General features: G+C 71.4%; 23 protein-coding genes and 3 pseudogenes. 14 read left to right on the forward strand and 12 right to left on the reverse strand.

Going from position 1 to position 26,438, the window contains the following annotated elements:
* The first annotated feature begins 30 nt into the window (after positions 1 to 30).
* From GGE06_RS06715 to GGE06_RS06730, 4 genes are all read left to right on the forward strand, one after another.
* Positions 31 to 441 carry a PH domain-containing protein gene (locus tag GGE06_RS06715; protein WP_147321138.1) on the forward strand — a complete coding sequence of 137 codons (411 nt, stop codon included), beginning with the start codon at positions 31 to 33 and terminating at the stop codon, positions 439 to 441.
* A gap of 226 nt (positions 442 to 667) precedes the next feature.
* Positions 668 to 1,477, forward strand: a complete 810-nt coding sequence (locus GGE06_RS06720) for an IS5 family transposase (RefSeq protein WP_184930246.1) — start codon at positions 668 to 670, stop codon at positions 1,475 to 1,477.
* A gap of 1 nt (position 1,478) precedes the next feature.
* Complete coding sequence (locus GGE06_RS06725) at positions 1,479 to 2,621, forward strand: hypothetical protein (RefSeq protein ID WP_184930247.1); 1,143 nt, start codon at positions 1,479 to 1,481, stop codon at positions 2,619 to 2,621.
* A 177-nt stretch (positions 2,622 to 2,798) separates the two neighbouring features.
* The gene (locus GGE06_RS06730; protein WP_184930248.1) at positions 2,799 to 3,113 is read left to right on the forward strand and encodes a hypothetical protein; all 315 of its coding nucleotides are present in this window, start codon (positions 2,799 to 2,801) and stop codon (positions 3,111 to 3,113) included.
* Positions 3,114 to 3,287: 174 nt separating this feature from the next.
* Here GGE06_RS06730 and GGE06_RS06735 read toward each other — a convergent pair whose 3' ends face one another.
* From GGE06_RS06735 to GGE06_RS06745, 3 genes are all read right to left on the reverse strand, one after another.
* Complete coding sequence (locus GGE06_RS06735; protein ID WP_312883042.1) at positions 3,288 to 3,788, reverse strand: very short patch repair endonuclease; 501 nt, start codon at positions 3,786 to 3,788, stop codon at positions 3,288 to 3,290.
* 172 nt (positions 3,789 to 3,960) lie between these two features.
* Complete coding sequence (locus tag GGE06_RS06740; RefSeq protein WP_116157456.1) at positions 3,961 to 4,356, reverse strand: hypothetical protein; 396 nt, start codon at positions 4,354 to 4,356, stop codon at positions 3,961 to 3,963.
* Positions 4,357 to 4,382: 26 nt separating this feature from the next.
* On the reverse strand, positions 4,383 to 6,032 hold the full coding sequence (locus tag GGE06_RS06745; protein WP_246532365.1) for an AbeC-like domain-containing protein: 1,650 nt from the start codon (positions 6,030 to 6,032) through the stop codon (positions 4,383 to 4,385).
* Positions 6,033 to 6,711: 679 nt separating this feature from the next.
* On the opposite strand from GGE06_RS06745, the gene GGE06_RS06750 reads away from it, so the two are divergent.
* The 4 genes and pseudogenes from GGE06_RS06750 (at position 6,712) to GGE06_RS06765 (ending at position 9,964) form a co-directional block, all read left to right on the forward strand.
* A complete protein-coding gene (locus GGE06_RS06750; RefSeq protein ID WP_184930250.1) occupies positions 6,712 to 6,888 on the forward strand; it encodes a hypothetical protein in 177 nt (58 codons plus the stop codon).
* A 156-nt stretch (positions 6,889 to 7,044) separates the two neighbouring features.
* Positions 7,045 to 7,602: a hypothetical protein gene (locus tag GGE06_RS06755; RefSeq protein ID WP_184930251.1), complete on the forward strand. Its 558-nt coding sequence runs from the start codon at positions 7,045 to 7,047 to the stop codon at positions 7,600 to 7,602.
* Positions 7,603 to 7,739: 137 nt separating this feature from the next.
* Positions 7,740 to 9,167: pseudogene (locus tag GGE06_RS06760) on the forward strand (IS1182 family transposase).
* Positions 9,168 to 9,721: 554 nt separating this feature from the next.
* Positions 9,722 to 9,964, forward strand: coding sequence for a hypothetical protein (locus tag GGE06_RS06765; protein ID WP_184930252.1), 243 nt, complete (start codon positions 9,722 to 9,724; stop codon positions 9,962 to 9,964).
* Positions 9,965 to 10,031: 67 nt separating this feature from the next.
* On the opposite strand, the gene GGE06_RS06770 is transcribed toward GGE06_RS06765, so the two are convergent.
* The 4 genes from GGE06_RS06770 to GGE06_RS06785 form a co-directional block, all read right to left on the reverse strand.
* Positions 10,032 to 12,368, reverse strand: a complete 2,337-nt coding sequence (locus tag GGE06_RS06770; RefSeq protein ID WP_376773509.1) for a heavy metal translocating P-type ATPase — start codon at positions 12,366 to 12,368, stop codon at positions 10,032 to 10,034.
* A complete protein-coding gene (locus GGE06_RS06775; protein ID WP_184930253.1) occupies positions 12,365 to 12,610 on the reverse strand; it encodes a hypothetical protein in 246 nt (81 codons plus the stop codon). The genes GGE06_RS06770 and GGE06_RS06775 overlap by 4 nt, the downstream gene beginning before the upstream one ends.
* Before the next feature lie 168 nt (positions 12,611 to 12,778).
* A complete protein-coding gene (locus GGE06_RS06780) occupies positions 12,779 to 13,468 on the reverse strand; it encodes a sigma-70 family RNA polymerase sigma factor (protein ID WP_184930254.1) in 690 nt (229 codons plus the stop codon).
* A 151-nt stretch (positions 13,469 to 13,619) separates the two neighbouring features.
* On the reverse strand, positions 13,620 to 14,351 hold the full coding sequence (locus tag GGE06_RS06785; RefSeq protein ID WP_184930255.1) for a hypothetical protein: 732 nt from the start codon (positions 14,349 to 14,351) through the stop codon (positions 13,620 to 13,622).
* Between the two features lie 201 nt (positions 14,352 to 14,552).
* Between GGE06_RS06785 and GGE06_RS06790 the strand changes: the two genes are divergently transcribed.
* A complete protein-coding gene (locus GGE06_RS06790) occupies positions 14,553 to 15,770 on the forward strand; it encodes an MFS transporter (protein ID WP_312883044.1) in 1,218 nt (405 codons plus the stop codon).
* Complete coding sequence (locus tag GGE06_RS06795) at positions 15,767 to 16,867, forward strand: sugar ABC transporter permease (protein WP_184930256.1); 1,101 nt, start codon at positions 15,767 to 15,769, stop codon at positions 16,865 to 16,867. The genes GGE06_RS06790 and GGE06_RS06795 overlap by 4 nt, the downstream gene beginning before the upstream one ends.
* On the opposite strand, the gene GGE06_RS06800 is transcribed toward GGE06_RS06795, so the two are convergent.
* Positions 16,854 to 18,032, reverse strand: coding sequence for an acyl-CoA dehydrogenase family protein (locus GGE06_RS06800; RefSeq protein ID WP_312883045.1), 1,179 nt, complete (start codon positions 18,030 to 18,032; stop codon positions 16,854 to 16,856). The two genes, GGE06_RS06795 and GGE06_RS06800, sit on opposite strands and share 14 nt — an antisense overlap.
* 143 nt (positions 18,033 to 18,175) lie before the next feature.
* On the opposite strand from GGE06_RS06800, the gene GGE06_RS06805 reads away from it, so the two are divergent.
* Both GGE06_RS06805 and GGE06_RS06810 read left to right on the forward strand, forming a co-directional pair.
* Positions 18,176 to 19,951 (forward strand): CoA transferase, encoded by a 1,776-nt coding sequence (locus GGE06_RS06805; protein ID WP_184930257.1) that lies wholly within the window; start codon positions 18,176 to 18,178, stop codon positions 19,949 to 19,951.
* Positions 19,948 to 21,606 (forward strand): class I adenylate-forming enzyme family protein, encoded by a 1,659-nt coding sequence (locus GGE06_RS06810; RefSeq protein WP_184930258.1) that lies wholly within the window; start codon positions 19,948 to 19,950, stop codon positions 21,604 to 21,606. The genes GGE06_RS06805 and GGE06_RS06810 overlap by 4 nt, the downstream gene beginning before the upstream one ends.
* Positions 21,607 to 21,674: 68 nt before the next feature.
* On the opposite strand, the gene GGE06_RS06815 is transcribed toward GGE06_RS06810, so the two are convergent.
* Genes GGE06_RS06815 through GGE06_RS06825 form a run of 3 tightly spaced genes read right to left on the reverse strand, consistent with a single transcriptional unit; the run spans position 21,675 to position 23,967 of the window.
* Positions 21,675 to 22,508, reverse strand: a complete 834-nt coding sequence (locus GGE06_RS06815) for a metal ABC transporter solute-binding protein, Zn/Mn family (protein ID WP_184930259.1) — start codon at positions 22,506 to 22,508, stop codon at positions 21,675 to 21,677.
* Positions 22,448 to 23,335 carry a metal ABC transporter permease gene (locus GGE06_RS06820; protein ID WP_184930260.1) on the reverse strand — a complete coding sequence of 296 codons (888 nt, stop codon included), beginning with the start codon at positions 23,333 to 23,335 and terminating at the stop codon, positions 22,448 to 22,450. The genes GGE06_RS06815 and GGE06_RS06820 overlap by 61 nt, the downstream gene beginning before the upstream one ends.
* A complete protein-coding gene (locus GGE06_RS06825; RefSeq protein ID WP_184930261.1) occupies positions 23,332 to 23,967 on the reverse strand; it encodes a metal ABC transporter ATP-binding protein in 636 nt (211 codons plus the stop codon). The genes GGE06_RS06820 and GGE06_RS06825 overlap by 4 nt, the downstream gene beginning before the upstream one ends.
* A gap of 142 nt (positions 23,968 to 24,109) precedes the next feature.
* On the opposite strand from GGE06_RS06825, the gene GGE06_RS06830 reads away from it, so the two are divergent.
* On the forward strand, positions 24,110 to 24,832 hold the full coding sequence (locus tag GGE06_RS06830; protein ID WP_184930262.1) for a DJ-1/PfpI family protein: 723 nt from the start codon (positions 24,110 to 24,112) through the stop codon (positions 24,830 to 24,832).
* Positions 24,833 to 25,138: 306 nt separating this feature from the next.
* On the opposite strand, the pseudogene GGE06_RS06835 reads toward GGE06_RS06830, so the two are convergent.
* Positions 25,139 to 25,318: pseudogene (locus GGE06_RS06835) on the reverse strand (CorA family divalent cation transporter); the annotation flags it as partial.
* On the opposite strand from GGE06_RS06835, the pseudogene GGE06_RS06840 reads away from it, so the two are divergent.
* Positions 25,308 to 26,402, forward strand: a pseudogene (locus GGE06_RS06840) (hypothetical protein); the annotation flags it as partial. The pseudogenes GGE06_RS06835 and GGE06_RS06840 overlap by 11 nt on opposite strands.
* Between the last annotated feature and the right edge of the window lie 36 nt (positions 26,403 to 26,438).

Raw genomic sequence — 26,438 nt, forward strand, 5'->3', positions numbered from 1 at the left:
TCCGTGTTCTTGAGGGGTTCCTGGCGGTGGGTGCACTTCGTCCCGGGGCTGCTGCTGCTCATGACGGGCCTGGGCGGAGTCTTCAGTGACGACATGCGTTCGGTCGGAGGGCTGATCGTGACCGCCATGTTCTTGGTTCCGGGTGCATGGATCGTGGTGACTGCTCCGTTCGCCGGCGTCCGAGCCGATGGCGAAGGGTTGCGGTACCGCGGAGTGCTGAAGCGTGCCTTCCTGCCGTGGAGCCAGATCGATTCCATCGACGCCCTCCCCTTGGGCAGCGAGCTGGCGACGGCGGAAACCATCGTCGTCCGGGGGCATGAGGGTGAAGAACTGCTGATGCTGCTGATGCTGACCGGCTTCACGAGGAAGCGGGCCAACAACAGGGTCCGCGCTCAGATCCAGATGATGCAGCAGATGCGAGCGCGCGCGCTCGCCGACTGAGCCGCCCTCTGGTCTCCGTTCGACACAGGTACATCCCTCATTGGGCCGGAAGTGAGCGGGGCACGACGAGGAAGAGCCGGAGGAGAACGATCGCCGGCGGAACGGAACACGGGCCGTTCCCTGCGAGAGCCTGATTCGTCGCCCTCCCGCTCCTGCAACTGATCATTCCAGAATGGGCTGGGCTCAGGGCTTGGCAATCGGGCCGGCGGGCCGCAGGGTTCCGAGTGTGCTGGATGATCTTGTGCCTGATGACCTGTGGGAACGCGTTGCTCCACTGCTCCCTCCTCGACCACCGCGGCGTCGGCGGTACCCAGGCCGACTGCCGGCGGATGACCGTGCGGCCGTGCGCGGGATCGTCTACGTCCTGCGCACGGGTGTGACCTGGGCGGACGTGCCGATCGAGACGATCGGATGCAGCGGGGTGACGTGCTGGCGACGTCTGCGGGACTGGACCGAGGCCGGCGTGTGGGCCCGCCTGCACGAGATCCTCTTGGCGGAACTCCGCAGGGCTGACCTGCTGGACATGGACGACGCCGCGGTCGACGGCTCTCACGTGCGGGCCTTGAAAGGGGGTGCTCATACCGGGCCTTCGCCGGTTGACCGCGGCCGCCCCGGCAGCAAGCACCACCTGATCACCGACCGGCATGGAATGCCCCTCGCCGTGTCGCTGACCAGTGGAAACCGGCATGACGTTACCCAGTTGATGCCGCTGTTGGACGCGATACCCCGCATCCGCGGGCGGCGCGGCCGTCCCCGCCACCGACCTGGTCGACTGTTCGCCGACCGCGGCTACGACTACGACAAGTACCGACGCCTGCTCCGGGCCCGTGGCATCACACCGAAGATCGCCCGCAAGGGCACCGCCCACGGATCCGGTCTAGGCAAGACCAGATGGGTCGTCGAGCGAACCTTCGCCTGGCTCCACCAGTTCAAACGGCTCCGCACTTGTTACGAGATACGAGCCGACCTCCACCTCGGACTGCTCCAACTCGCCTGCAGCCTCATCTGCTTGCGGCGACTCAGAACCTCTTTCTGAAATGATCAGTAAGAAGAAGATGCGTGAGCTGGCGGACACTGTCGATGCCTTCTACCAGCTGCTCGGCGACAAGCACTGGATTTTCCACGACCGGCTCTCCCTCGCGGCGGTTCGTACTATCCACGCTTCCGCAGGCGGTGACGCAGACCGGGCCGAGCAACTGCTGATTGAGCGCTACCACGACCCCGAACGCCTGGCGCTCATGCTTCTTCCCCTGCGGAAACTGCCTGCCATGCGCCGCAGACTGGATCTGGTCGACAAGGCCCGCCAGGACTACTTCGACGGCCGCTTCTACTCCACCGTCCATGTCCTGCTCAGCGTCATGGACGGCTTCGTCAACGAGTTCGAAACTGTCCGGCGAGGCCTCCACGCCCGCAAGCCTGAAGAGCTCCACGCCTGGGACAGCGTTGTCGGCCACCACCTCGGTCTTGCCCACGCCCACAAGACGTTCACCAAGGGCCGCAGCGCTACCCAGGAGGAACCCGCTTTTGAGCTGTACCGCAACGGCATTGTGCACGGCAGCATCCTCAACTACGACAACATCACTGTGGCGACCAAGGCCTTCAACCGGCTCCTCGCCGTCGTCGACTGGGCCGTCGCACGCGAGAAAGAGCAGCGGCACCAGGCCGAGGAGCCTGTCACATGGTCCAGCGTGGGCCGACAGCTCAAAGAGACGCTCGGCGCTATCACAGAACAGGCCGAAGCGGATCGAGCCAACAAGCAGTGGAAGCCGGCCGAGTATCGGCCCGGCAGTAAGGAGTTCACCGACCATCCTCTCTACCAGCAGACCCATGAGCTGCTGACCTGGTGGAAGCGCCGCAACTACGGATCCCTCAGCGGCCTGATGACCCACGACCTGCACAACAAGTACGGGAAGTCCGTGCGCAGCGAGGTCCGCCGGGCGTTCGAGCCGTTTCCACTGGACGACTTCGAGATCTGCGCGGTGCGTCATGACATGGCAGCCGCGGGCACCGTGCTGGCGGTCTTGGCCCACTCGGGTGGAAAGCGCGTCAGCGCCGAGCTGCGATGGGCCAGGGAGAACGCCCAGGCCCGTCCATGTCCCGAACCGATGCCGGGGCAGTGGCGTCTGGTCTTCCAGCCCCGTGTCTTCCTCGACCGGGCCACCTCGCTGCCAGCGGAGTGACCGCCCTTGATCGTCGTCCGGCCGTAAGGCCAGTACAGGACAGGGAACCGCCAGATCGACATTGATCCTCGGATGCGCCCTGGTGGTGTCCGACGAAGAGGCTGAGATAGCACGCGCCTGCGCGTCTTGTTCACCGACCCCAACCGTCTCCGCCAGCGGCCGAAGACGGAGGCGGCCATGGGCGAGCACACCCGGCTCCTCGTCGCCGAGCTCGATGCCGCGTGCGCCCAGACGAAGCGCCTGGCCGCCGAGACCGACACCGCGTTCGTCGGACACGCCCACTACCCGGTCTACGTCGTTCGTCCACTTACGATGCGGGTGGATGACGGCCGTCCACCTGTTTCCGATGACCCACCACGTGGAGTGCGTGGCGATCCTGGAGCCGGTGAAGTAAGAGCTTTGACCTGGGGTTTTCCGTGTGCGCTTTATGGGCGGGGTGGGCGTTACGGGCGATATCTTGACGCTGAGATGACGCTCGTGACGCTCATTTGACGCTCGTTCTGATGGGGTGTCAGGTCAGGGTTGGGCCGCTCAGGTTGCTCCCCCCCTGTCCTGCCGATTACGCAAGGCGTTTTCCACCTCCACTGGGGTGGTGCTGGTGTCGTGGTGGCTTCCCCACGACTGAGAGTCCCGTCCTGCGTGTGTTTGGATGCCGCACGCGCTCCTCTACGAGCCCTCGGTCGCCCGTTCCGACACGGGAGCCCAGGTGCTGATGGCCAGGCCACGGGGATGCCCCCGGGTGGCGAGCGCCGCCGCCACCCGCTTGACCGCGCCGTCGACGGTCTCGTGTTCCCAGATGCGGAGGGGCAGCCAACCGATCAGCGTGAGGTGGGCATCGGTCTCCTCGTCACGGCGGGCATTTCCCCGAAGCTTCTGCCGCCACCATTCCGAGTTGTGCCGGGGCATATGCAGGTGACTCGGGCAGGCGTGCCAGAAGCAGCCCTGTACGAACACGGCGGTGCGCCACTTCGTGAACGTGACGTCGGCGCGACGACGCGGCATGCCGACGATCGGCAGGTCCACGCGGTAGCGGAAGCCCAATGAGTGCAGAGCCCGGCGAAGCGCAAGCTCCGGAGCCGTGTCCCGGCTTCGCTGGGCGACCATGACCCTCCGCGCGTTGGCATCGCGCGGCGCCGGCGTCCCCGTGCGGCGTCCCTGGATTCTCACGCCTGATCAACCATCGGGGCGCCTCGCCGTTACGGGCGTCGTACCGGTGATCTGCCCGAGCCGTTCACGACCGCCGCTCATGCTGCGACTGAACCCGGCATCGCGTTCTTTCCCGGTCTTTAGCGAGGGGTTCTGTAGCAGCGGTCGGACATGGCTGCGCGACGGGGAGGCATCAGGAGCCGGGCAGCAGCGCCGTGACCGTGGATTGAACGAGTTGGGCCGCCGCGAGGACGCCGGGGATGCCTCCGCACCGTTCGACCAGGCTCTCGATCATGTAGCGGAGGGCTCCGGGGTCTCGGTCGGGCTCGTCCAACCGGGGGGCAATCATGTCGAGGTCGCGCAGGGCGCCGTCCGCTCCGGGGTGCTGGTCGCGCAGCTCTTCCAGGCGTTGGCGCAGTTCGTCGATGCTCTCGCGGGCCCTGTCCACGGCCTCGTTGGTGAGGTTGTTGGTCTGAGCGGCGTTCTGGGAGAAGGGGGCGGCTTGGGCGGGTCCGGTCATGCGGCCGGTGTTGATGATGCCGAAGTTCACGCCGTTCGGGACGGGGTCGGGCTGGCCTCGGAGGGGCATGCTGGGCTCCTGGCTTGTTCGAAGGGTCAGTTGCTCATGGACGTATTGGCCGAGAGGGGCGCAGCCTGGAGGGGGCCGGTCATGGTGCCGCCGTTCATGACGCCGAAGTTGTAGATCGCGGTGGACTGCTGGCGGTAGGCGGCGATGTCGACGTTGTGGTCGCGCAAGAAGATCTCCGTGGAGTCGAAGACCCTGCGTTGCATCATCTGCACGTAGTAGCGGGCGTCGTCGTACGCGTGCATGTCGTCCAGGCGGCGGGTGCTGTAGACCTCGCGGAGGCTCACGGGGCCGCTGCCGGGGTCGAGCTCGGGGCGCGGGCGGGTCTTGCGGCGTAGAAGACGGTCAAGGCCGACGTAGACGTCCACGAGCGCGTTGAAGGCGGCCCGGGCCAGCCACGTGGGAGTGAGCGGGACGGCCGGAACGAGCCCGGCCACCCTCGGATTGAGGGGCCCCATGATGTGGGGGCGAACGGTGACGCGCAGGAAACCGCCTTGGTATGCGAAGTGGACGAGAACTGCCGCCACGAGCTCCCCGTTCCAGGCGGTGACCCGGGCCCAGATGTATCGACGGGCGACCTCCTCGGCGGGCTTGTCACCGGTCTCGTCCACGGCGAGGGCATGGAGGCTGCGCCAGGTGTTGTCATCGATCTGGCTCCACCGCTTCTGGTGGATGCCGGAGATTCCCACGACCTCCACCCGCAGTTTCGGATGGCTCTGGTGGTGGGAGGGTGCCGGGTCGTCGAGACGGCGTGCGATGTAAGCGTGCAGCTGAGCGGCGGTGAAGTGCTTCAGCGGTTTCTTGGCCACCGGCTCGTTGTGCTTCGTCAACGCGTCGAGCACCGCCTTGGCCACCGCCGCCATGTCGGGGCTTCCGGAGCGCACCGTCGGTGAGCCAGGGCTCGGGAACGGTTCCGCTGCGGCATCGTGCTCGGCGTCCTGGTTCTCAGGGGCCGGCTCGACATCGATGCCGATGACGGCCTCGTGCCACGCTTGGAGTCCCGCCCCGATGAATCGGTGCCGGTCGCCGGTCGGGCGGCGTTCGTATTGGTAGGGCAGGGCGTGGGCCTGATCCGCTGCCTCAGGCGCTTGCAGTTCCCCGGCCAGTAGGGCATTGAGCCGCAACTGCGCCAAGTAGCGATCCACCAGGTGCACGCCCCATGCCCCGGCCAGCAGGACGAGGGCCGCCCACCCCGCACCGAGGGTACCGACGCCTGTCTGCCACGCGACGGCAGCGACGAGGACCACGATCGTCGTCCGGCGTCCACGCATGTGCCGGACGGCCCGGTCGCACGCGTGCACCACCGGCTCCTGGTGGAAGCCGTAGACCGGCACCGGTCGCGCCGGCTTCTTGATCCGACGACGGACCCAAACGGCGTAGTCCTCGCCCAGTACGACCGCAGGGGGCGCCGGCTCTTCTTGTTCGGCGACCTCCTGGGCCTTCTCCGGGAAGATCCATCGCAGACGCTTCCGCACCGCGGCCTTCAGCGCTTTCCAATGCTGTGCCAGGATGGCGCGGAGGACGGCCCACCAGTCGGCACGGACGAAGGCGGCAGCGCTCAACCGACGGGTGACGCCTTCGGTGTAGGTGCCGTGGCCGATCGTCTCTCCAACTTTGGCTGCGGTGCCCAGAGGTACCGCAGGAGCTGAGAACACCGACTGGTGCTCCGCGTACGACAAGGTCCCACCCCCGTGTCTCCTCGTGTCGACCGCGCTGAAGATCAGGGGCGGACACAGAGGGGCATCGTCCTCGGGTGGAGGAGGGGGCGCCATACCGCAAACCCGCACAAGGCGGTCGGTGAGGTGTTCCGGGCGGACAATGACCGAAAGCCACCCCCTCGTGGAGGGGCTGTTTGAGTGCTCAAGATTTTCGGTTCGGGCCGAATCGAGTGCTTGGGGCGGCCGGTGACCCACCCTCGCTGTCTACGCGAAGGGCGCGACGTGTGTTCATCCCGAGGGACGGGGCCTCATCCGGAGCTGGGGGCGGACACGTCGACCCGGGGGCTGGGCGCGCCGATCGTTCGATCTCCATTGAGGAGCTGTGCGTAACCGGAGAATGCCTTCCGTCGCGCGCCTCCGCAGGACTCGAACCTTCGGTCAAGTGCTTAGAAGACACTTGGTGTGGGGGTGTGGGGATGCTCTGACCTGCGTAAGTGCCCCAGCCTGCTGACGTTTGGCGCAAACTTCGGGCATTCTCGGAACGGCCCGCGCTGTCAGTGGTCGGCGCTAGGAGCGTGGGTCAGTAACGAGCAAGCGGCTCCGCTCCCGTGATCGGCGGATCGGTCGCGACGGGCTCGTCGGGGCATGTGGGGCTGGCGGGGGCCTGCCCGCCGGGTGTCCGGTCGGCAGGGCTCGTGACGTGGCCGGGGACCCGATGCTCTGGTACGGGATGGTCAACCACGTCTCCGGGCTGGACTTCCTCGGCGTCACCGGGGAGCGTGCCCCGGCCCCGGCCCCGGCAGCGGTCGCGGGCCTCGCCGCCGCCCTGGCCGCGGCCGCTCTCGCCCTGGACGCAATACGCCACGCCGCGCGGTGACACGTCACTCGGTAAGTCGGGCGGAGGAGGAGCGGTTCCCCCGCTTGGGGGGGAGCTGGTCCCTCCCCGCGGCGGATGCCGCGACCGGGGGTGAGCTGGGAGGTTGGAGGCAGTCGGGAGACAGCCCGACTCCCTTCTCGTCACTGAGGATTGACCATGCGAAAGCTCACCACCGCCATCGCGCTCACCACTGCGGCCGTGGCCCTCGCGGCCGGGACGGCCGGCACCGCCGCGGCCGCGCCCACACCGGCCACCCCCCTACCGGCCCAGCACCTCGCGCTGCACAGCTGGACCCTGCTCAACGAGCACGGCCCGGGCCCCAACCCGGGCGAGCGGCTCACCGCGCGGGTCAGCGCCCGTACGGTCGACGGCCAGACCCGGGGGCACGTCGTGGTGCAGCACGTGTTCGAGAAGACCGGCACCATCCGGGCCGAGTTCGACGTCGACTGCCTGACCGTCGACGGGAACGGCTCCATCACGGTGACCGGGCCCATCTCGCAGACCGTGGTCACCCCGCTCGGGGGCGAGCCGTACCTCTTCGAGGAGGGCCAGCACCCCGAGGCTGGCCTCACCTTCTACCCGACCGACGAGCAGCACCAGCGCCGGGTCGGCTGGGCCCGGACCAACCCCCAGATGCACTCCGAAGTCGTCAAGTGCGGCGCGGTTCCGGCCAGCCTCTGGGTCATCGACGGCGGGACCTTCCTGCGCCGCTAGGAGCGTGTCTCTGTGACCGGCAACCCACCTGTGTCTCGTGATCTTTCGTACGGGATGATCCCGGTATACGTGGTGAGGATGGGCTGTTCGAGGCCGAGCCGGTCGAGGTGAAGCGGCCGCAGCGCCGTCCGGCGGCGGTGGACAAGACCTTCCGGGCGTTCGACCCGCAGCAGGTCCTGCTGCTGCCACCGTCGCTGGACGACTGGCTGCCCGAGGGACACCTGGCCCGGTTCGTCGCCGACCTGGTCGACCATGTGCTTGACCTGGGACCGGTCCTGGCCGACTACACCGAGAAGCGCGGCTACCCGCCCTACGACCCGCGCCTGATGCTCCGGCTGCTGATCTACGGCTACACCACCGGGGTGCGCTCCTCGCGGGCGGTCGAACGCAAATGCGTCGACGACGTCGCATTCCGGTTCCTCGCCGCCGACCAGGCCCCCGACTTCCGCTCCATCGCCCGGTTCCGCCGACGCCACCTCGACGCCCTCGCCGGCCTGTTCCTCCAGTCCCTGCGCCTCGCGCAGAAGCTCGGCATGGTCAAGATGGGCCGCGTCGCGCTGGACGGCACGAAGCTGGAGGCCAATGCCTCCAAGCACAAGGCAATGAGCTACGGCCGCCTGGTCGACAAGGAGGAACGCGTCGAGGCCGAGCTCGCCGCTTTGGAGGCGAAGGCCGCCGCGCTGCTGGCCGACGCGGAGGCCACCGACACCGCCGAGGACGAGAAGTTCGGCCCGGACGGCAAGGACGTCGACCTGCCCGCCGAGCTAGACCGCCGCGAGAAGCGCCTCGCGCGCCTGCAGGCCGCCCGCGCGCAGATCGAGGCCGAGGCCGCCGCCAAGGCCCTCAAGCACGCCCAGGACAAGGAACGCCGCCGCCAGGACCGCACCGGCACCAGCGACGAACAGGCCGTCACCGACGCCAGCGAGGCCGCCGCCGCGAAGGCGTGACCGAAGCCGAAGACCCAGGCCAACTTCACCGATCCCGACTCGCGGATCATGAAGAACGGCGACGGCGCCTACATCCAGGCCTACAACGCCCAGGCCGTCGTTGACGAGCAGCATCAGGTCATCACCGCCGCCGACGTGACGACCAACGCCTCGGACGCCCTGAACTACACCGACATGCTCGACCAATCCGCCCGCAACACAGGCACCCACCCCAAGCAGGCCCTCGTGGACGCCGGCTACTGCTCGGACACGAACCTCGAAGCTGCCAGGGACCGCCAACTGTCCTGCGGCACCGACACGTTCATGGCCACCGGCAGTCTCGGCCACGACGAGCAGGTCCCGCCCGCACCCCGAGGCCGCATCCCCACGGACGCCACCTTGAAGGAGCGCATGGCCCGCAAGCTGCGGACCAAACCCGGCCGCAAGACCTACAGCCGCCGCAAGGCCATCGTCGAACCCGTCTTCGGACAGATCATGACCTGCCAGAACGGCCGCCAGCTCCTCCTGCGCGGCGAGGACGGCGCACGAGGCGAATGGCGCCTGCTCGCCGCCTGCCATAACTTCCGCAAGGCCTTCCGACACGCCGGAACCGCCGGACTCGCCGCAGCGATCGGCTGACCGAGCCCCTCGCCCCGGCCCCGGCGGGCCTCGACACCCCAATCCTGGCCCGGAAGACCCCCGCGCCGCCCCCGCGCGCCGCTGACCGGGCAACCTGGCGCTCTCGCCAGCACGGCCCCCCGGACAGTTGCCCGTTACTGAGACACGCTCCTAGCTGTCCCGTCCCTGCACCGGCACAAGGTATCCAGCGTCCGGCGCGCCCTCGGTGGCCCGCCCTGAGGCGACGCTCTTCGGGGGAGAAGGCCGAGCCCGTCTGGCGTGCGGTCATCATGGCTATGGCGGGCGGGCGTTGCGGTGTACGGGCCTCGCGCGGCGGCCTTTCGAGTCCGGGGGCAAAGCGTCCGGGTGGGCGGAATCACAGCAAGGATCAAACGGGTAGAACGGGCGATGTGGAGTGTTGTGGACAGGGTGTGCAGTCGTACGGCGGCCCTGTCTGGTTCCCCGACACGCTGGTGCTTTTCCTCACGTGTTGGGCCGGTTTGGCTGGTATCGGCTGCTGGGCAGCCTTGATGTGCCGGAACGAACACGAATCCCGAGACGGCGAGGTGGCGCGCATGCCTGAGACGAGCCCGGAACCGATCGCGACCTTCTGTGGAAAGTGTGACTGCGGGTGCCCGCAGCTCTTCGTTGATGTCGATGCCCCCGAGGACAGGCGCGTCCGTATCACCGACGACTTCGGACAGCACGTGCAGATGAGCGAGGAGCAGTTCGCCGACCTCGTGGCCCAGGCCAAGGCCGGCGCGCTGGACCGTCTGACCGTTCCCGGGGCTCTTGCCCCGGCTCCGTCCTCGGCCTGACGTACGTGGCCGCCGACGGCTCGCCTCCTCGTACGGAGCCGGGCGGGCCGTCGGCGTTCGCTGCGCGCTACCGGGTGCGGCGGCGCGGTGCCGACGGGGGCTGCCAGGCGCGCAGCCGGAGGCTGTTGCCGACGACCAGGAGCGAGCTCGCGGACATCGCCGCGGCCGCGAGCATCGGGTTGAGCAGGCCCAGCATGGCCAGGGGTACGGTCACCACGTTGTAGCCGAAGGCCCAGGCGAGGTTGGCGCGGATCGTGCCGAGGGCGCGCCGGGCGAGGCGTACGGCGTCGGCGAGTGCTTCGATGTCGTCCCGTACCAGCGTTACGTCCGCCGCCCCGATGGCGACGTCCGTGCCGCCGCCCAGGGCGATGCCCAGGTCCGCGGCGGCGAGCGCGCCGGCGTCGTTGACCCCGTCGCCGACCACGGCGACCCGGTGCCCCTGCTCCCGCAGCGCGTGTACGAGGGCTGCCTTGTCCTCGGGCGCGCAGCGCGCGTGGACCTCCTCGATGCCGAGGCTCGCCGCCACGGCCAGGCCGGTCGCCTTCGTGTCGCCGGTGGCCAGGACCGGCCGCACCCCGAGGCGGCGGAGCGCGTCGACGGCGCGGTAGCTTCCAGGACGCACGGCGTCTCCGATCGCGATCAGAGCCTGAGTCTCACCGTCGACGCGGACCAGGACGGGGGTCTGGCCCTCGGCCTCGGCCGAGGTCAGCGCGTCGGCGAGGGCAGCGGGCAGCTCGCCCTCCGGAGCGCCGACTTCCACGAGCCGGCCGTCGACCACGCCGCGCGCACCCCGGCCCGGGAGGGCGCGGAACTCGGCGACGCCCGGCAGTGGCTCCCCGGTGGGTGCCGACCGGGCGTGAGCGACGATCGCCCTGCCGAGCGGATGCTCGGAGCCCTGCTCGAGGGCCCCGGCGAGCCGCAGAACGGCATCCTCGCCCAGCCCGCCCAGCCCGCCCAGCCCGCCCAGCCCGCCCAGCCCGCCCAGCCCGCCCAGCCCGCCCAGCCCGCCCAGCCCGCCCAGCCCGCCCAGTTCATCAGGGACGGCTGTGACACGGAGGACGGACATCCGGCCGGAGGTGAGTGTGCCGGTCTTGTCGAGTACGACGGTGTCGATGTGCCGCAGCCCCTCCAGCGCCTTCGGTCCGCCGACCAGGATCCCGAGGCGGGCGCCCCGGCCGGTCGCGGCCATGAGCGCTGTCGGAGTCGCCAGGCCCAGCGCGCACGGACAGGCCACGACCAGGACGGCCACGCAGGCCGTGACCGCCGCCTGCGGCGCGCTGCCGGTGCCGAGCCAGAACCCGAGGGTGCCGACGGCCAGGGCCAAGACGAGCGGGACGAAGACGCCGGCCACCGTGTCGGCCAGCCGCTGCGTACGGGCCTTGCCGGCCTGCGCGTCGGTCACCAGCCGGGTGATGCGGGCGAGCCGTGTGTCGGCGCCGACCGCCGTGGCCCGGACGAGCAGCAGACCCTCGGCGTTGACCGCCCCGCCGATCACTGCGGAACCCGGCTCGACCTCGACCGGTTCGCTCTCCCCGGTGACCAGGGAGAGGTCCACCGCCGAACTGCCCTCAAGCACCTCGCCGTCCGTGGCGATCCGCTCGCCCGGACGCACGACGAACACCTGTCCCACACGCAACTCCGAGAGCGGGAGGCGGCGTTCGGCTCCCTTCTCGCGCACCGTGACGTCCTTGACGCTCAGCCCGGCCAGCGACCGGAGGGCCGCCCCCGTACCGCGACGGGCGCGAGCCTCCAGGACACGGCCCGCCCACACGAACAGCGGCACGCCCACGGCCGCTTCGAGGTAGAGGTGCGCCATGCCGTCCGAGGCCGAGGGAGCGAGCGTGAACGGCATCCGCATTCCGGGCTCCCCGGCGCCTCCCCGGAACAGCGCGTACGTGGACCAGCCGAGCGAGGCCACCACCCCCAGCGACACCAGGGTGTCCATGGTCGACGCCGCGTGACGCACGCCGCGCAACGCACGTACGTGGAAAGGCCAGGCACCCCACACCGCCACCGGCGCGGCCAGCACGAAACACAACCACTGCCAGTTGCGGAACTGCAGTGCCGGGACCATCGAAAGGATCAGTACCGGCACGGCCAGAAGGGCCGTGATAACGAGCCTGTGGTGCTCCCCTTTCGTGCTCTCGGACCTCGTCGCGTCCCGGCCGGGCCGCTGCTCGGCCGGTGGCTCGGGTAGGGCGGCGGTGTAGCCCGCCTTCTCGACGGCGGCCACCAGAACGTCGACCGGGAGGGCGGCCGGATGACTGACCCGGGCCCGTCCGGTCGCCAGATTGACCGTGGCCGAGACCCCCTCCAGCCGGGAGAGCTTCCTTTCGACCCGGCCGACGCACGCCGCGCAGGTCATCCCGCCCACGGCCAGGTCGGTCGTCAGCACGTCCGTCACGGGTGCGCTCCCTGGTGGCCGTGCTCCCCGCCGTACGTGCTTCCCTGCCCGCCGCCGTTGCCGCCTCCGTCCGTCGACGAGGACTCCGTGCCGGGCCTGATCGGTCCCACGGCGGATCCGAGCGCGTAGGAACCCGCGAACACCAGCGCCAGGAGCAGCAGGAACCCCCACAGGGCGGGAGCCGGCGCGATGCCTCGCAGCACGGCGATCACACGCGAGGAGGTTTCTCGGGGCTTGTCCATCGGCTGCCTCTCCCAAGTACGAACGTACTGTGCCCCTCGCACCGGGGGCGTTCCTGAAGGAGTCGGACCGACAACCGGTTCAGTTCCCGCGATCCCTGGGCGGGCGAAGGCTCCAGGGGAGGGCCCGCGCGTGGCGGGCCCGCCCCTGTCACCGTGCGGCGAGGTGTGTCAGGCGAGGGCGGGCGCCCGCGTAAACCTTCTGCGTGCGCCCGCGCCCGCGGCGTCGGCGGGCGACGGCCGGGGGTCCTCATCGCCCCGCAGCAGGGCGATCAGCGAGGTTCGGGCCCGGGCGACGCGCGAACGGACAGTGCCGACCGGACAGCCGATGGCCTCGGCGGCCTCGGCGTAGGGCATTCCCAGGAGTTGGGTGAGGACGAAGGCGTCCTTCCGCTCGGCCGGGATGGAGGCCAGGAGTTCGGCCAGTGCCACGCCGTCCTCGAAACCGGGAAGGCCCTGGGGCTGGGTCTGCTCCGCCGTCCTCTGCCAGTCGTCGCGGTCGGACAGACGCGGGCGGGCGGCGGCATGCCGCAGGCTGTCGACCACGGTCCGGCGCGCTATCGACAGCAGCCAGGTACGGGCCGAGGAACGCCCCTGGAAGCGGGGCAGCGCGGCGATCGCGCGGAGGAAGACCTCCTGGGTGAGGTCGTCGGCCGCCTGACGGTCGGCGCTGAGGTAGGCCACGTACCGCCAGACGTCGCGGTGCAGGGCGCGGACGAACAGGTCGGCCTTTGCCGGGTCGCCGTCCCGGGCCGCGAGCGCGAGAAGGGTTGTCGCCGCATCGGTGTCGGCATCGGGCGTGTGGGTGGGGCGGGTCGGTCTCGTCGGTCCCTGGTGGAGGGGGCCGTGGGCAGGAGTCATCGCCACAAGTCCTTACGAGGCAGGAGAGTCCGGCGGCGCGCGAACGGGCGGCGCCGGTGACGGGTGTCATGCGGCCATGCGAAAGGCATGGCCGGTGCCCGAGCGACGGACGTGCAGACGCACCGGACCGTCGGGCTCGGGGAGCCGGCTGTCAGAGGACAGCGAGTGCCTGCGGGGGACCCCGGGAGATGACGGAATGGGCGAGAAGAAGCCCTTGGGGAGCGCGTTCGTCGCTGGAGCGACCCGGCCGGACGCGAGACGGCTGCGGCGGTACGGGGACGATGGCGGCGAGCAGCAGGCGCAAGGGCCGGAAGAGCCCCAGCGGCAGCGCCCGCAGCACGCGGAAGACGGCGCGCTCGCCGTACGCCATCCACAGCCCGCTCAGGAGCGCGGCGAGGAGGTGCGCCGACAACATGCCGAAGGACGAGGACATGTTCGTCATGTCGTGTGCGGCGGGCGCCTCGGTCATGGCCGTGCCGACCCGCGCGACAGCTTCGTGGCCCATGGCCATGTGCTGCATGGCCTCATGACCCATGGTCATGTGGCCCATGGCCGCGTGCTGCATGGCCTCGTGCGTCATGTGCGTATGGTCCATGGGCGCGCGGGCGGCGTTCGTGGGCATGGTGCCGGCAGGCTGGGACCAGGAGAACGCCGTGTGCAGCACGCTCTGGACCGCCACCGTCGTCGCCGTGACGGCGAACAGGCCGCGCTCGCGGCCGGCGAGGAACCAGGCGACGGCCATGGTGGCCGCGAACGCGAGAGCCAGCGCCCCACCGGGCACAACCTGCCCCGACATGAGGATGTGGCCGACGGCCGCGAGCAGCACGCAGACGGCCGCGAACGTCGCGGCCCGCCCTCCTCGCGAACATCGGCCTGGTGTCATGGCGCGCCCATCCTTGCACCCCTCTCCGGAGGCGTGAGGGCGGGTACGGCCGTGGTGAGGCCGCCCCCTCGACCTGTCGGGTCATGAGTACGCGACTGTGGCGCGTGCCACAAGAGCGCCTCGGGAACTTCCGGCGCGGTCGGTACGACTCCTCCATGTCGACGACGGACGGACCGGTCGTCGCGAGGGGAGGGGCGCCACGTGAGGACCGCAGGTACGGAGGCAGCCGCACCGGTCGAGGCACGTCCGGGCGCGCCGCGTGGTCTGACCGCGCTCCTCACGACCGCCATGGCCTTCTCGATGATGCAGCTCTTCCTGATCGGAGCTCTCGGTCCGCGCCTCGTCGAAGGTCTTGGCATGTCGGAGACCGTCCTCGGTCTGACTACCACGGTCGGCTTCGGCACCGCTGCCGTCCTCTCGCCTGCCGGCGGCCGGATCGTGGACCGGGTCGGCCCTCGCCGTGCGCTCGTGTCTCTGCTCGCGGTGTCGGCGGTGGCGCTCGGTCTCGTCGGTGCGGCTCCGGGGCCCGCCCTGCTCCTCGGGGCCGTCGCGCTCGGCGGCCTCCCGCAGGCGCTGGCCAACCCCGCGACGAACAAGGCGATCCTGGCCGCCGTGCCGGCGCCGAAGCGGGGGGCGGTCACCGGTGCCAAGCAGTCCGGGGTCCAGCTGGGCGCCTTCGCGGCCGGGCTGCCCCTTGCCACGGCGGCGGGTCTCCTCGGCTGGCGGGGCGCGGTGTGGGTGGCCGCCGGCGCGGCGCTCCTCGCGGCCCTGTGGGCCTGGTGGGCGCTGCCGGCCGACGCATCCCCGAAGGGCGGTGCCGTACTGCCCGCGCCGGTGGGACCCGGCAGCCCCGTGCCCTGGCTCGCGGCCTTCTCACTCTTCCTGGGCACGGGCATCGCCTCCGTCAACACCTACCTCGCGCTGTTCGGCGCCCAACGCCTCGGTATGGGACCGGCGGTGGCGGGCGGGCTGGTCGCCGTCCTCGGCGTCGCCGGGATCGCCGGCCGGGTCGGCTGGTCCCGGGCCGCCACGCCCGGCCGGGCCCCGTGGCTTCCGGGCCTGCTGGCCGGGGGAGCCGTCGGGGCGGCCCTGCTCCTGGCCGTGGCTGTCCGCGTCGAGCCCGTCGTATGGGGAGCGGCCGTGGCGGTGGGGGTGTTCGCGGTGTCCGGGAACGCGGTGTCGATGGTACTCGTGATGCAGCGCTCGGCGCCTGGCCGCGCCGGGCAGGACTCGGCGCTGGTCGCCTCGGGGTTCTTCGCCGGATTCGCCGTGGGCCCGCCGCTGTTCGGTCTGCTCGTGGAGCGCGGCCGGTACGGCCAGGGCTGGCTGCTTGTGGCGGCGGAGTTCGCCGTCGCGGGGGCGGTCGCCTACGCCTGGGCACTGCGGGACCGCCGTATGAGAACGGGAGTGACGGCATGACCGCCGGTGCGTGGGCCGAAGACGCGCTCGACCTGCTGCTCCAGCGCGTCGCTGAGACGGCCGGCGAGGTGGGCGTGCGCTTCCCGCTGTACGCCGATCCGGCCGACGGCCGCTGGACGACCACCGGGCGAGGCTCGTGGACCGGCGGTTTCTGGGCCGGCCTGCTCTGGCTGCGCGCCCGGCACACCGGAAGCGACGCCGACCGCGCGGAGGCCGCTGCCGCCACCACCCGGCTCGCCCCGTGGGTCGAGGCGGACACCGCGACCCGTGGGCTCATCTTCTGGTACGGCACGGCCCTGGCCACCGGGGACGATGCTGCCGGAGCTCTACGCGGGCGCGCGGCGATGGCGGCACTCGCGGCCTGGGATCAGGTCCTCGGCCTGGTCCCGTGGGGCGCCGCACTGGGCGGCCCACGGCTGCGGGCACGCGCGGACGGAGTCCCCGGCCTCGCACCCCTGCTGGCCACTGCTGGGTCCGAGGGGCAGGCGGCCGGCGCCGCACACCTGCACCGGCACCTCGACCTGTGCCTGCCCGGCGAATCCCGTGGCGAGGGCGCCCAACGGCCCTGCCCCGCATGGCGACTCGACGACGCGGGCGGCTGGGTGGCGGAACGGGACCCGGTGCCCGGCTGGAGCCGGGGCGAAGCATGGCTCCTCCTGGCCGTCGCCGATGCCGTCCTGCACGCGGACCGGAGTTCACGAGATTCGGGCCGACTGTCACGCGCGGCCGAACTGCTCCTCGACCGTTGCGAGTTCCTCACCGGCCCGCTCGTCCCCCAGGCCGAGGCGGGCCACCCCGACGGTTTCCTGGACACCTCCGCAGCCGCCATCGCGGCGGTCGCGCTGCTGAAGCTCGCCCGGGTTCCCGGGGCCGCGTGGACCTCCGCGTGCGCGGCCCGCGCGGAGGCCGTACTGCACCGGCTCGTGCACGTCCACCTCACCCGAGCGGGGAGTTCCCGTCCGGCGGGCATGCTCCTCGACGGCTGCTACGACGCGCGCGGCGGTACGGCCGTCCGGCACGAACTGGTCTGGGGGGACTTCTTCCTGGCCCTCGGCCTCTCCGCGCTCCTCGGTCGCGTCGATCTCAGGCAGGTGTGACCGCCTCCTGCCGGGACCGCAGCACGCGCCGGGCGACGGAGGAGACGTGCTGCTCGTCCGGCCCGTCGAGGATCCGGGCCGTCCGCCCCGTGCGCAACAGCGCGGGAAGCGGGGTGTCCGGCCCGAGGCCGGCCGCGCCGAAGACCTGGACGGCACGGTCGGCGACGTCCTGGAGCGTTCGCGCGGCGGCCGTCTTCGCCAGGCCCACCTCCACATGGGCGTCGCGCCCCTCGGCGACCAGGGCCATCGCCTCGTACACGAGCGGACGGGTGGTGCGCAGGGCCAACAGCGCCTCGAAGACGTGCTGCTGGACGAGCTGGCGGTCCGCGAGCGGTCCGCGCACGCCCTGCCGTTCCCCGGCACGCTCGCACATGAGGTCGAAGGCCCGCTGGGCCTGGCCGACCCATCGCAACGCCCGCAGGGTGCGGCCCAGTTGGAGGCGTTCGCTTGCCACGGTGAGCGCGCGGCCGGCTTCCCCGACGAGATGGTCCTCGTCGACCTCGACGCCGTCGAACTCGATCTCGTACTGCCCGGCCGCGCCCAGGACGGGCAGTTCGCGGACGACCCGGAAGCCGCGGGAGCGGGTGGGGACGAGGAGCAGTGAGAGGCCGTCGCGGTCCCCGGCCGTTCCGCTGGTGCGGGCGAGCACGGTCACCATGTCCGCGTCCCGTGCGTTCGACACGAACCACTTGCGCCCGGTGACGCTCCAGCCCCCGCCGGTACGCCGTTCCGCCCGGGTGGCGGTGAGCAGCGGCTCGGTGCCGGGCGTGTCAGGCTCCGTCATGGCGTAACACGTGCGCAGGTCACCGGAGACCAGACCGGAGAGGTACGCGGAACGGACCCGCGCGCTCCCGTGGCGGGACAGCATGGTCACGTCGACCAGGGGCGCCGATCCGAGAGCGGCCGGACCGTGATCGCTGGCGCCCTCGGCTTCGGCGATGGACGCGTATGCGTCCAACGGCATCCCGCCGCCTCCCAGTTCGGACGGCAGGGGAAGGGCCCACAGACCGGCCGCGCGTGCCTCCTCCCGCAAGCGCTCACGCAGCTCCCGGGCGTCCGGTCCTCCGCTGTCGAGCCGGGACTCGCACCGGAACACCCGGTCGCGGACGAACGTGGAGACCCGCTCCCGCATCAGGTCGACCTTCGTTACGTCATATTCCGTCACGGTTTTTCCTCCATCTCGGGAACCCGACAGAACACGCGTCCGACTGTCTGCCCGTGGAAGTGGTCGGGCGTACCGGCCCGTCAGTTCCCGCCCCTGTGGAAACCCGCGTGCGACGGCCACCGCCGCGCCAGGAGAGGAGAGGCATGGCGTCACCAGCGATCACGCACACCGAGGTCCGCCGCCCGCTCGACGCACTGAGATGCGACATCGCCGGACCTCCGGCCCTCAGCCGGGTCGTCGCCGACCATCTGCGGCGGCTCGGCGCGCGGCCGGGCGACGGGGACGTGGACTCCGAGGGGATCGCCCTCGGCGGAGACGGGTTCGCCGGCGTCACGGCCCGCACCGCCTGGGGCGTGCCCGGCTCCGGCATCGAGGACGAGGCCACCGCCCAGGCCGCCACCGGAGTGATGACCGTGCACGGCCGCCGTCACGGTGCCCCGCGCGGCCTCGGCGTCGACTACCTGGCCACGGCCACCGGCGTACTCACCGTCCAGGGCCTGCTCGCCGGACTCATCGGCCAGGCCCGCGGCGGCCCCGCTTCACACGTCACCACATCAGCCGACCGCACCGGACTGCTCACCGTCTCCCAGTACCTCGCCGCCGCCGGAGCCGACGAACCCGAGGCCGTCGAACTGTCCGCAGGAGGACCGCCGTTCAGCTCCGCCGACGGCGTCCTGTTCGAACTGGAGACGCTCGACCCGGGCGCATGGGCGGCTTTCTGGCGCGCCCTGAACGCCCCCGCCGACGCGATACGGGCGGGCTGGCGGCCGTTCCAGTTCCGATACGCCACCGCCTGCGCACCGTTCCCCGTCGACCTGCACGAGGTGACCCGGCTCCACGTGTGGGCGCGGATCCGGCAGGCTGCCGGGCTGTCCGGAGCAGAGGTGTGCCGCCTGCGCACGCTCGGCGAGCGGGCCGCCGAGGACGACGGTGCCGACCCGTGGACGCTGACCGCGCTCGGTCCGGGGGCCGTGGCGGCCGCCGCCGGGGCTCCGATGTCCGGCAGGCCGCTGTCCGGTCTGACCGTCCTCGAAGCGGGACGGCGTATCCAAGCGCCGCTCGCCGCCCACCTGTTGGGGCTGCTCGGAGCGCGGGTGATCCGGATCGAGCCGCCGGGCGGCGACCCGCTGCGCGGCATGCCGCCCGCCTGCGACGGGATCTCGGCCCGCTGGCTCGCCCTCAACCGGGGCAAGGAGGCCGTCGAGATCGACATCAAGTCGTCGGCCGACCGTCGCCGTCTGCGCGAACTCGCCGCTGAGGCAGACGTCTTCCTGCACAACTGGGCCCCGGGCAAGGCGGGGGAGCTGGAACTCGACGCCGAGCACCTCGCCGCCGTCAACCCCGCGCTCGTCTACGCGTACACCGGCGGCTGGGCCGACCGGATCGCCGACGCCCCCATGGGCACGGACTTCATGGTGCAGGCCCGCACCGGCGTCGGCGAGGCCGTCCACCCGGCCGGCGAACCGCCCGTACCGTCCCTCATGACGCTCCTCGACCTCCTCGGCGGCCTGCACGGCACCGAGGCGATCCTCGCCGGACTGCTCCTGCGCGAGCGCACCGGTCACGGCGTACGAGTCGACTCGTCCCTCCTCGGGGCAGCTGACACCCTGCTGGCTCCCGCACTGCATTGGGTCCGCCAGGGGCTCGATCCCCGGCCGCCTGCCGGATTCCGGCACCCCCTGCGGACGTCCGACGGCTGGATCGCCCCGAGCGACGCGAGCGCGGCCGCGGCCGCCGCGCACGACGTGCGGGGCATGTGCACCGAGGACGCCCTCGATCAGCTGCGGTCCCACGGCCTGACGGCCACCGCCGTCACCACCGACCTGTCCGCCCTCCACCACGACCCGCGCCTGTCCGGCTCGATCAGCCGGGACGCGCACGGTGCCCCCGCCGTTCCCGACCCCTGGAGCTTCGCGTGACCGTCACCCTGACCGACCTCCTGCCCTCCCAGCTGCGCCGCTCGTGGGCGGTGGACGGCACCTGCCCCGACCTCGACCTCTACAGCCTTTTCAGAGCCCGGCAGATCGCCGACCTGCACCGCACGGCGATCCTCGACGCCAAGGGCAAGCTCTGTTACACGGCCCTGGACCGCAAGGTCCGATGTCTGGCCGAAGGACTGCGGGGGCTCGGCATCGGCGCCGGGGACGTCGTGGCCGTCCAACTGCCCAACGACCGCAACGCCGTGATCGCCGACCTCGCGCTCGCCGCCCTCGGGGCCGTGGCCCTCCCGTTCCCGGTCGGGCGCGGCGCCGTGGAGGCCGAGTGCCTGCTGCGCCGCGCCGAGGCCGTCTCCGTGATCGTGGCGACCGAGCACCGGGGACGCACACACGCGGCCGATCTCCTCGCTCTCGCGCCGGCCCTGTCCGCCCTCCGGCACGTGATCTCCGCCGGCCCCGGAACCGCACCTGAGGGAACGATTCCGCTCAGGGAGCTGTTGCGTACCGACCCCACCGGCTTCGTCCCGGCCCGCCCCGACCCCGACAGCGCCGCGCGCATCCTCGTCTCCTCCGGTTCGGAGGCGGAGCCGAAGATGATCGCGTACTCGCACAACGCCCTGGCCGGCGGTCGGGGGAACTTCTTCGCCTCGCTCATGCCCGACGACACCCCGCCCCGCTGCCTCTTCCTCGTCCCGCTCGGCTCGGCCTTCGGCTCGAACGGCACGGCCGTCACCCTCGCCCGGCACGGCGGCACCCTCGTCCTGCTCGACCACTTCACCCCCGAGGCCGCGCTCGCCGCCGTACGGGAACACGCCCCCACCCACGTCCTCGGTGTCCCCACCATGATCCGGATGATGCTGGACGCTCTGGAGAAGACGGCGGACCCACTACCGGCCCCCACCGCCCTCGTCCTCGGCGGCGCCCCCCTCGACGAGGCCACCGCCAAGGCGGCGGCCGAGGCGTTCGGCTGCCCTGTGGTCAACCTGTACGGGTCGGCGGACGGCGTCAACTGCCACACCGGACTCCGGCACCTCGTGCCGCCCACCGACGGCTCGGGCGTCGTCGCGGGTACGCCTGACCCCCGGGTGGCGGAGATCCGCATCGCCGATCCCGACACGCATGAAGCGCTGCCGGACGGGGCGATCGGCGAGATCGTCTCGCGCGGCCCCATGACCCCGCTCTGCTACGTGGCCTCCCCGGACCTCGACGCCCGCTACCGCACCCCCGAGGGCTGGGTGCGCACCGGCGACCTCGGGTTCCTCGACGACGAGGGCGTCCTGCACGTCGTCGGCCGCCTCAAGGACGTGGTGATACGCGGTGGCGCGAACATCAGCCCGGCCGAGGTCGAGCGCGAACTCGTCTCCCATCCGCAGGTACGGGACGCGGTGTGCGTGGGGGTCTCGGACCCGCTGATGGGTGAGCGGCTTGCCGCCTGTCTGGTGGCGAAGGGCTCACACCTGCCGAGCCTCGCCGACCTCGGCACGTACCTGACCGGGCGGGGTCTCGACCGGCACAAGCACCCCGAGCACCTGCTCCTGCTGCCCGAACTGCCGCTCACCGCCGCCGGCAAACCCGATCGAGCCGCGTTGCGGCGCCGGATCGCGGAAGAGCAGGGCGCCGGGTTCGTCCGGGCGTGATGGCATAGGAGACGACGGAGGGGGAGGGCCACCAGCAGGTGGCCCTCCCCCTCCGTCCGACCATCCGGTCAGGATCCGGCCATGGCCTTCTTCAACTCGGCCGCCGCGTTGCGGTACACCGCGAGGAGGTCCAGGTCCTCGCCCGGGTAGTTCACGATCTCGACCTGCTTCGCTCCCGAGTCGGGCAGGACCGTGCCCGTCGACATGTGGGCGTTGTCGAGGACGAAGGCGGGCTTCTTCGCCGATAGGGTCGCCAGCTGGGCGGGCGTGACGGCCTCGGGGCCGTACGTACCGACCGGTGTGGCGCCCGCGAGGCCGGCCACCCAGGCGGTGAAGACCTGGCTGACGACGGACGGGCTCTTCCCGCCCGGCCAGGCGGCCTTGAGCTCGCCGTTCAACTTCGCCACCTCGCTGTCGAGGCGGCTCTTCCACTGGTCGGCGGTGTCCTTCGTGCCGAACAGGCCACCCAGGCGGGTGACTTCGGCTCCGGCCTTGGCCGGATCGTTGTCGAGGTGCACCTCCACCAGCTTCGCCTTCGAGCCGGCCGCCTCCTTGATCTTCGCGGCGTACGGCTCGAACGGCGCGTACAGCACGAAGTCCGCCTTCGCGACGGCGGCGAGGTCGGACGGCTTGGGGTCGTAGTCGGGCGCGTGGTGGACCGACTGCGGCACGATCACCGTGACGTCCGCGGCCCCGGCCGCCTTGGCGAAAGCACCCTCCCAGGTCGTCGTGGCGACCACCACCGGCTTGTGCCCGGCGGCCTTGTGGCCGGACTGGCCCTCCGTGCCCGAGGAAGAGGTGTCCTCGCTCCCGCACCCGGTGAACAGCGGCAGGGCCGCGCTCAGTGCGACGAGGGAAGCGATACGGGCGATGCGGGGGGTGCGGACGCGGGTGCGCGCCATGAGCTGTTTCTCCGTTCGGGGATGAGATGTGCGGCGAGGACCACGGCCCCCGCCGTCAGGACCAGGACCGGCCCGGGGGGCCAGTCCAGCCACAGGGCCAGCAGGAAGCCAGTGAGGTTGACGGTGACGCCGATGCCGACCGCCCACAGGGTGATCGACCACAGCGAGTGGCCCAGACGCCGCGCGGCGAGCGCCGGCAGCAGGGTGAGGGCGTCAACGAGCAGGGCGCCGGTGAGTTTGATCGCTCCGGCGACCGCCACCGCGACCAGCACGAGCAGCGCGGTGGTGAGGAAGCGGACCGGTACGCCAGAGCACTGGGCGAGCTCCCGGTCGTACAGCAGCAGCGCGACCTCCCGGCGCCGCCACAGGAACAGTGCCGGTACGGCCACGGCGAGCGCGCCGAGGACGACGAGGTCGGCCGTGCCGACGGACAGGATCGACCCCCAGAGCAGGGCGAACGAGCCTGAGGCGTTGACGCCGGAGACGGCCAGGACGAGGAGGGCGGCGGCGATGGCCAGGCTCATCAGCAGGCCCATCGCGCCCGAGAGGCCGTCCGGCGTACGGGCCAGCGGCGCGACCCCGGCCCCCGACAAGGCGCAGGCCACGAGCGCGCAGAGCATCGGGTCGAGACCGGTCAGGAGGCCGACGGAGATGCCGAGGAGCGCCACGTGCATCATCGCGAACCGCACCGGCATGATGTCGAGGCCGACGATGACGACGCCGATCACCGGCAGCCCCACGGCCGCCAGGAGCAGGGCGAACCCCGCCCGCTGGACGGGCACGAGCTGGAACATGGCGCCGAGATCGGCGGCCGCGAGCGCGTTCACCGCACCTCCCGCAGCCGGCCGGCAGCCATCTCCAGGACGCGGTCGCAGCGCTCGGCGAGCGCACGGTCGTGGGTGACGACGACGAGGGTGACCGGCAGCGCGGTGAGCACGTCGGCGGCCTCCTCCTGACCGGCGAAGTCGAGGGCGGCGGTCGGCTCGTCGGCGAGGAGTACCTGTGCCCCGGCGGCCACGCAGCCGATGGCCCGGGCCAGGTACATGCGCTGCAACTGCCCACCGGAGAGAGTGTCCACGGGCCGCGTGCTCAGAGCGCCGACGCCGAGCCGTTCCGCGGCCTCGGCCGCTTCGGCCGGTGCGCCACTGCTCGCGAGGACCTCGTCCCCGCGCAGCGGAAACCGCCCGGCGGCCGGCTTCTGCGGGATCCACGCACACGACCGCCGCCGCCACGCCCATTCGGCGGCCGAGCGCGCACCGCGCCCGCCGACCTCGACAGTGCCGCTCGTGTGTCGGTGCAGCCCGAGGACCGCCCGCAGCAGCGTCGTCTTCCCGGACCCGTTCGTGCCGGTCAGGGCGACGCGTTCACCGGCGGCGATCTCCAGATCTACTCCGACGACGGCCTCGTTGCGGCCGTGCCGGCAGGCGACTCCGCGCATGCGTATGTCCAGTCCGCCCATCCTCTGCCTTTCGCCGCTGCTGTGCGTGTGCGGTGAAGAAGTCGGACGACAGGGGCGCCGGGTTCCCGCGACCTGGCCGGGAACCACAGGACACCGCCGCCCGACCCCCTTCACGTCGTCCCACCCGGAACAGGGAGCCCCCATGAACCGCAGGCAGTTACTCCGCGCGACCACCGCCCTGGGCGCCACGGGCGCACTCACGGGAACGGCCGTCTCCGCAGACGCGTCCGCCGCCGACGCGACCCGCCCGCTGCGCGTCCACGTCGCCATGTTCGACGGAGTCGAGGAACTGGACTTCGCCGCCCCGTACGAGGTCTTCTCCGCTGCCGGGTTCTTCACCCCGCGTCCGGTGGAGGTCCGCTACGTCTCGGCGACCGGCGCCCGCACCGTCACCGCCGCCTACGGCACGACCGTCCGCGGCATCCGCCCCTGGGCGCCCGACGAGGCGGACCTGCTCGTCGTCCCGGGCGGCGGCTACGCCCGGCGCGACAGCCCCGGCGTCTGGGCGGAGATCGACCGCGGCACTCTCCCCGACGCCCTCGCCGCCGCGGTACGCCTCGGACTCACCGTCAGCGCCCTCTGCACCGGAGTCATGCTCCTCTCGGCCGCCGGCCTCACCCGGGGCCGCCCCTGCACCACTCACCACAAGGCGAGGCCGGACCTCGAACAGCAGGGCGGCATCCTCAAGAACGCCCGCGTCGTCGACGACGGCGACCTCGTCACCGCCGGCGGCGTCACCTCCGGCATCGAACTCGCCCTCTGGCTCGTCCGCCGCGAACTCGGCCCGGACGCGGCGAACGGCCTGGAGACCATGCTGGAGTACGAGGCACGGGGCACCGTCTGGACGTCGAGCCGGATCGACTGAGGCAGCGTCCGCGTCACTCGCTGTGATCGGCCGCGATATCGGTGCGCGGTGCGGCAGGCGGGGAACCGGAGGGGGGACGGGCTCGATGGCGTAGGTCTGAGGCGCTGCTGGCGGCTCTGGTTCTCCCCAGATTCTCCCCAGCGTCTACCGGCCTCCAAAAGCCCAGGTCAGAGCGCTGTTGGCGGGAGGGTGAAGAGATCACCCGCATCACTTCTCCCCAGGGACTCCCCAGTGATCGATATAGGCGTTTCGAGTGGGAAGTGCAGGGGTAAACCGTGCGCACCGCGCGTGTGGCTCAGGTACCTCCTACAGCCAGTCCCGCCGCTTGAAGGTCACGTACAAACTGACGCATACCACCCCCATCGGGCCGATGGCTAGGGGGTATCCGAGGTCCCACTGCAGCTCCGGCATGGAGTTGAAGGTCATGCCATACATAGTTCCCACGAGTGTGGGAGCGAAGGGGATGGCCGCCCAGGCGGAGATCTTCAAGGACACCTCCGGCGGCGCCTACTTCTACCTCGACGACCGCGACCGGGTCGTCCTCGCCGACTCCCGCCAGCACGTCCTGCGCATCGCCCACCGCCAGAAGGCCGACGGCGCCTGGGAGTTCGCCGTCGAGAACGACTGGGACCTCACCTCCCTCGTGCCCCACGACTGCGTCAGCTGGACCAACCTCTTCCCCAGCGGCGTCTGCGACCCCGTCACCTCCGTCATGCCGGACTGGGACGGCCGCATCTGGTGGGTCACCCGCCTCGGCCGCGTCGGCACCGTCGACCCCGCGACGGGCGCCCTGCGGGCGATCCGGCTCGACGGCGAGGAGATCCAGAACTCCTTCTCCGTCGCCGAGGACGGCGTCTCCATCGTCACCGACCACGCCCTGTACGGCTTCCGCGCCGACGCCGACGGCGTCCCCCACGTCCAGTGGCGCGAGACGTACGACCGGGGGACCGGCACCAAGCCCGGCTCGGTGAACCAGGGTTCGGGCACCACCCCCGACCTCTTCGGCACCGAGGACCAGTACGTCGCCATCACCGACAACGCCGACGACCGCATGAACGTCCTCGTCTACCGTCGCGGCGCCGGCGTGCCCGACTCCCAGCGGCTCGTCTGCAAGGTGCCGGTCTTCGGATCCGGCGCCTCCACCACCGACAACTCCCTGATCAGCTGGGGGAACAGCCTCGTCGTCGAGAACAACTACGGCTACGAGAACCTCGGGACGCTCCTGCTCGGCCGCAGCGTCGTCGGCGGCGCCACCAGGATCGACGTCCGCGCCGACGGCAGCGGCTGCGACACCGTCTGGGAGAGCGACGTCCGCTCGCCCTCCACCGTCCCCAAGCTGTCCACCGCCAACGGCCTGCTCTACTTCTACGAGAAGCGCCCCAACGCCTGGGGCATCGACGCCTGGTACCTCACGGCCGTCGACTTCCGCACCGGGCGGCGCGCCTACTCGCGCTTCACCGGCACAGGCCTGTCCTACGACAACAACTGGGCGCCGATCACCCTCGGCCCCGACGGCACCGCGTACGTGGGCGTCTTCAACGGCATCGTCGCCGTCTGCGACGGCGCCTGACGCACGGCGGCGCGGCGCCCCGTGGCGCCGCGCCGC

It is taken from the genome of Streptomyces nymphaeiformis (assembly GCF_014203895.1).
In the GTDB taxonomy this organism is placed as follows: domain Bacteria; phylum Actinomycetota; class Actinomycetes; order Streptomycetales; family Streptomycetaceae; genus Streptomyces; species Streptomyces nymphaeiformis.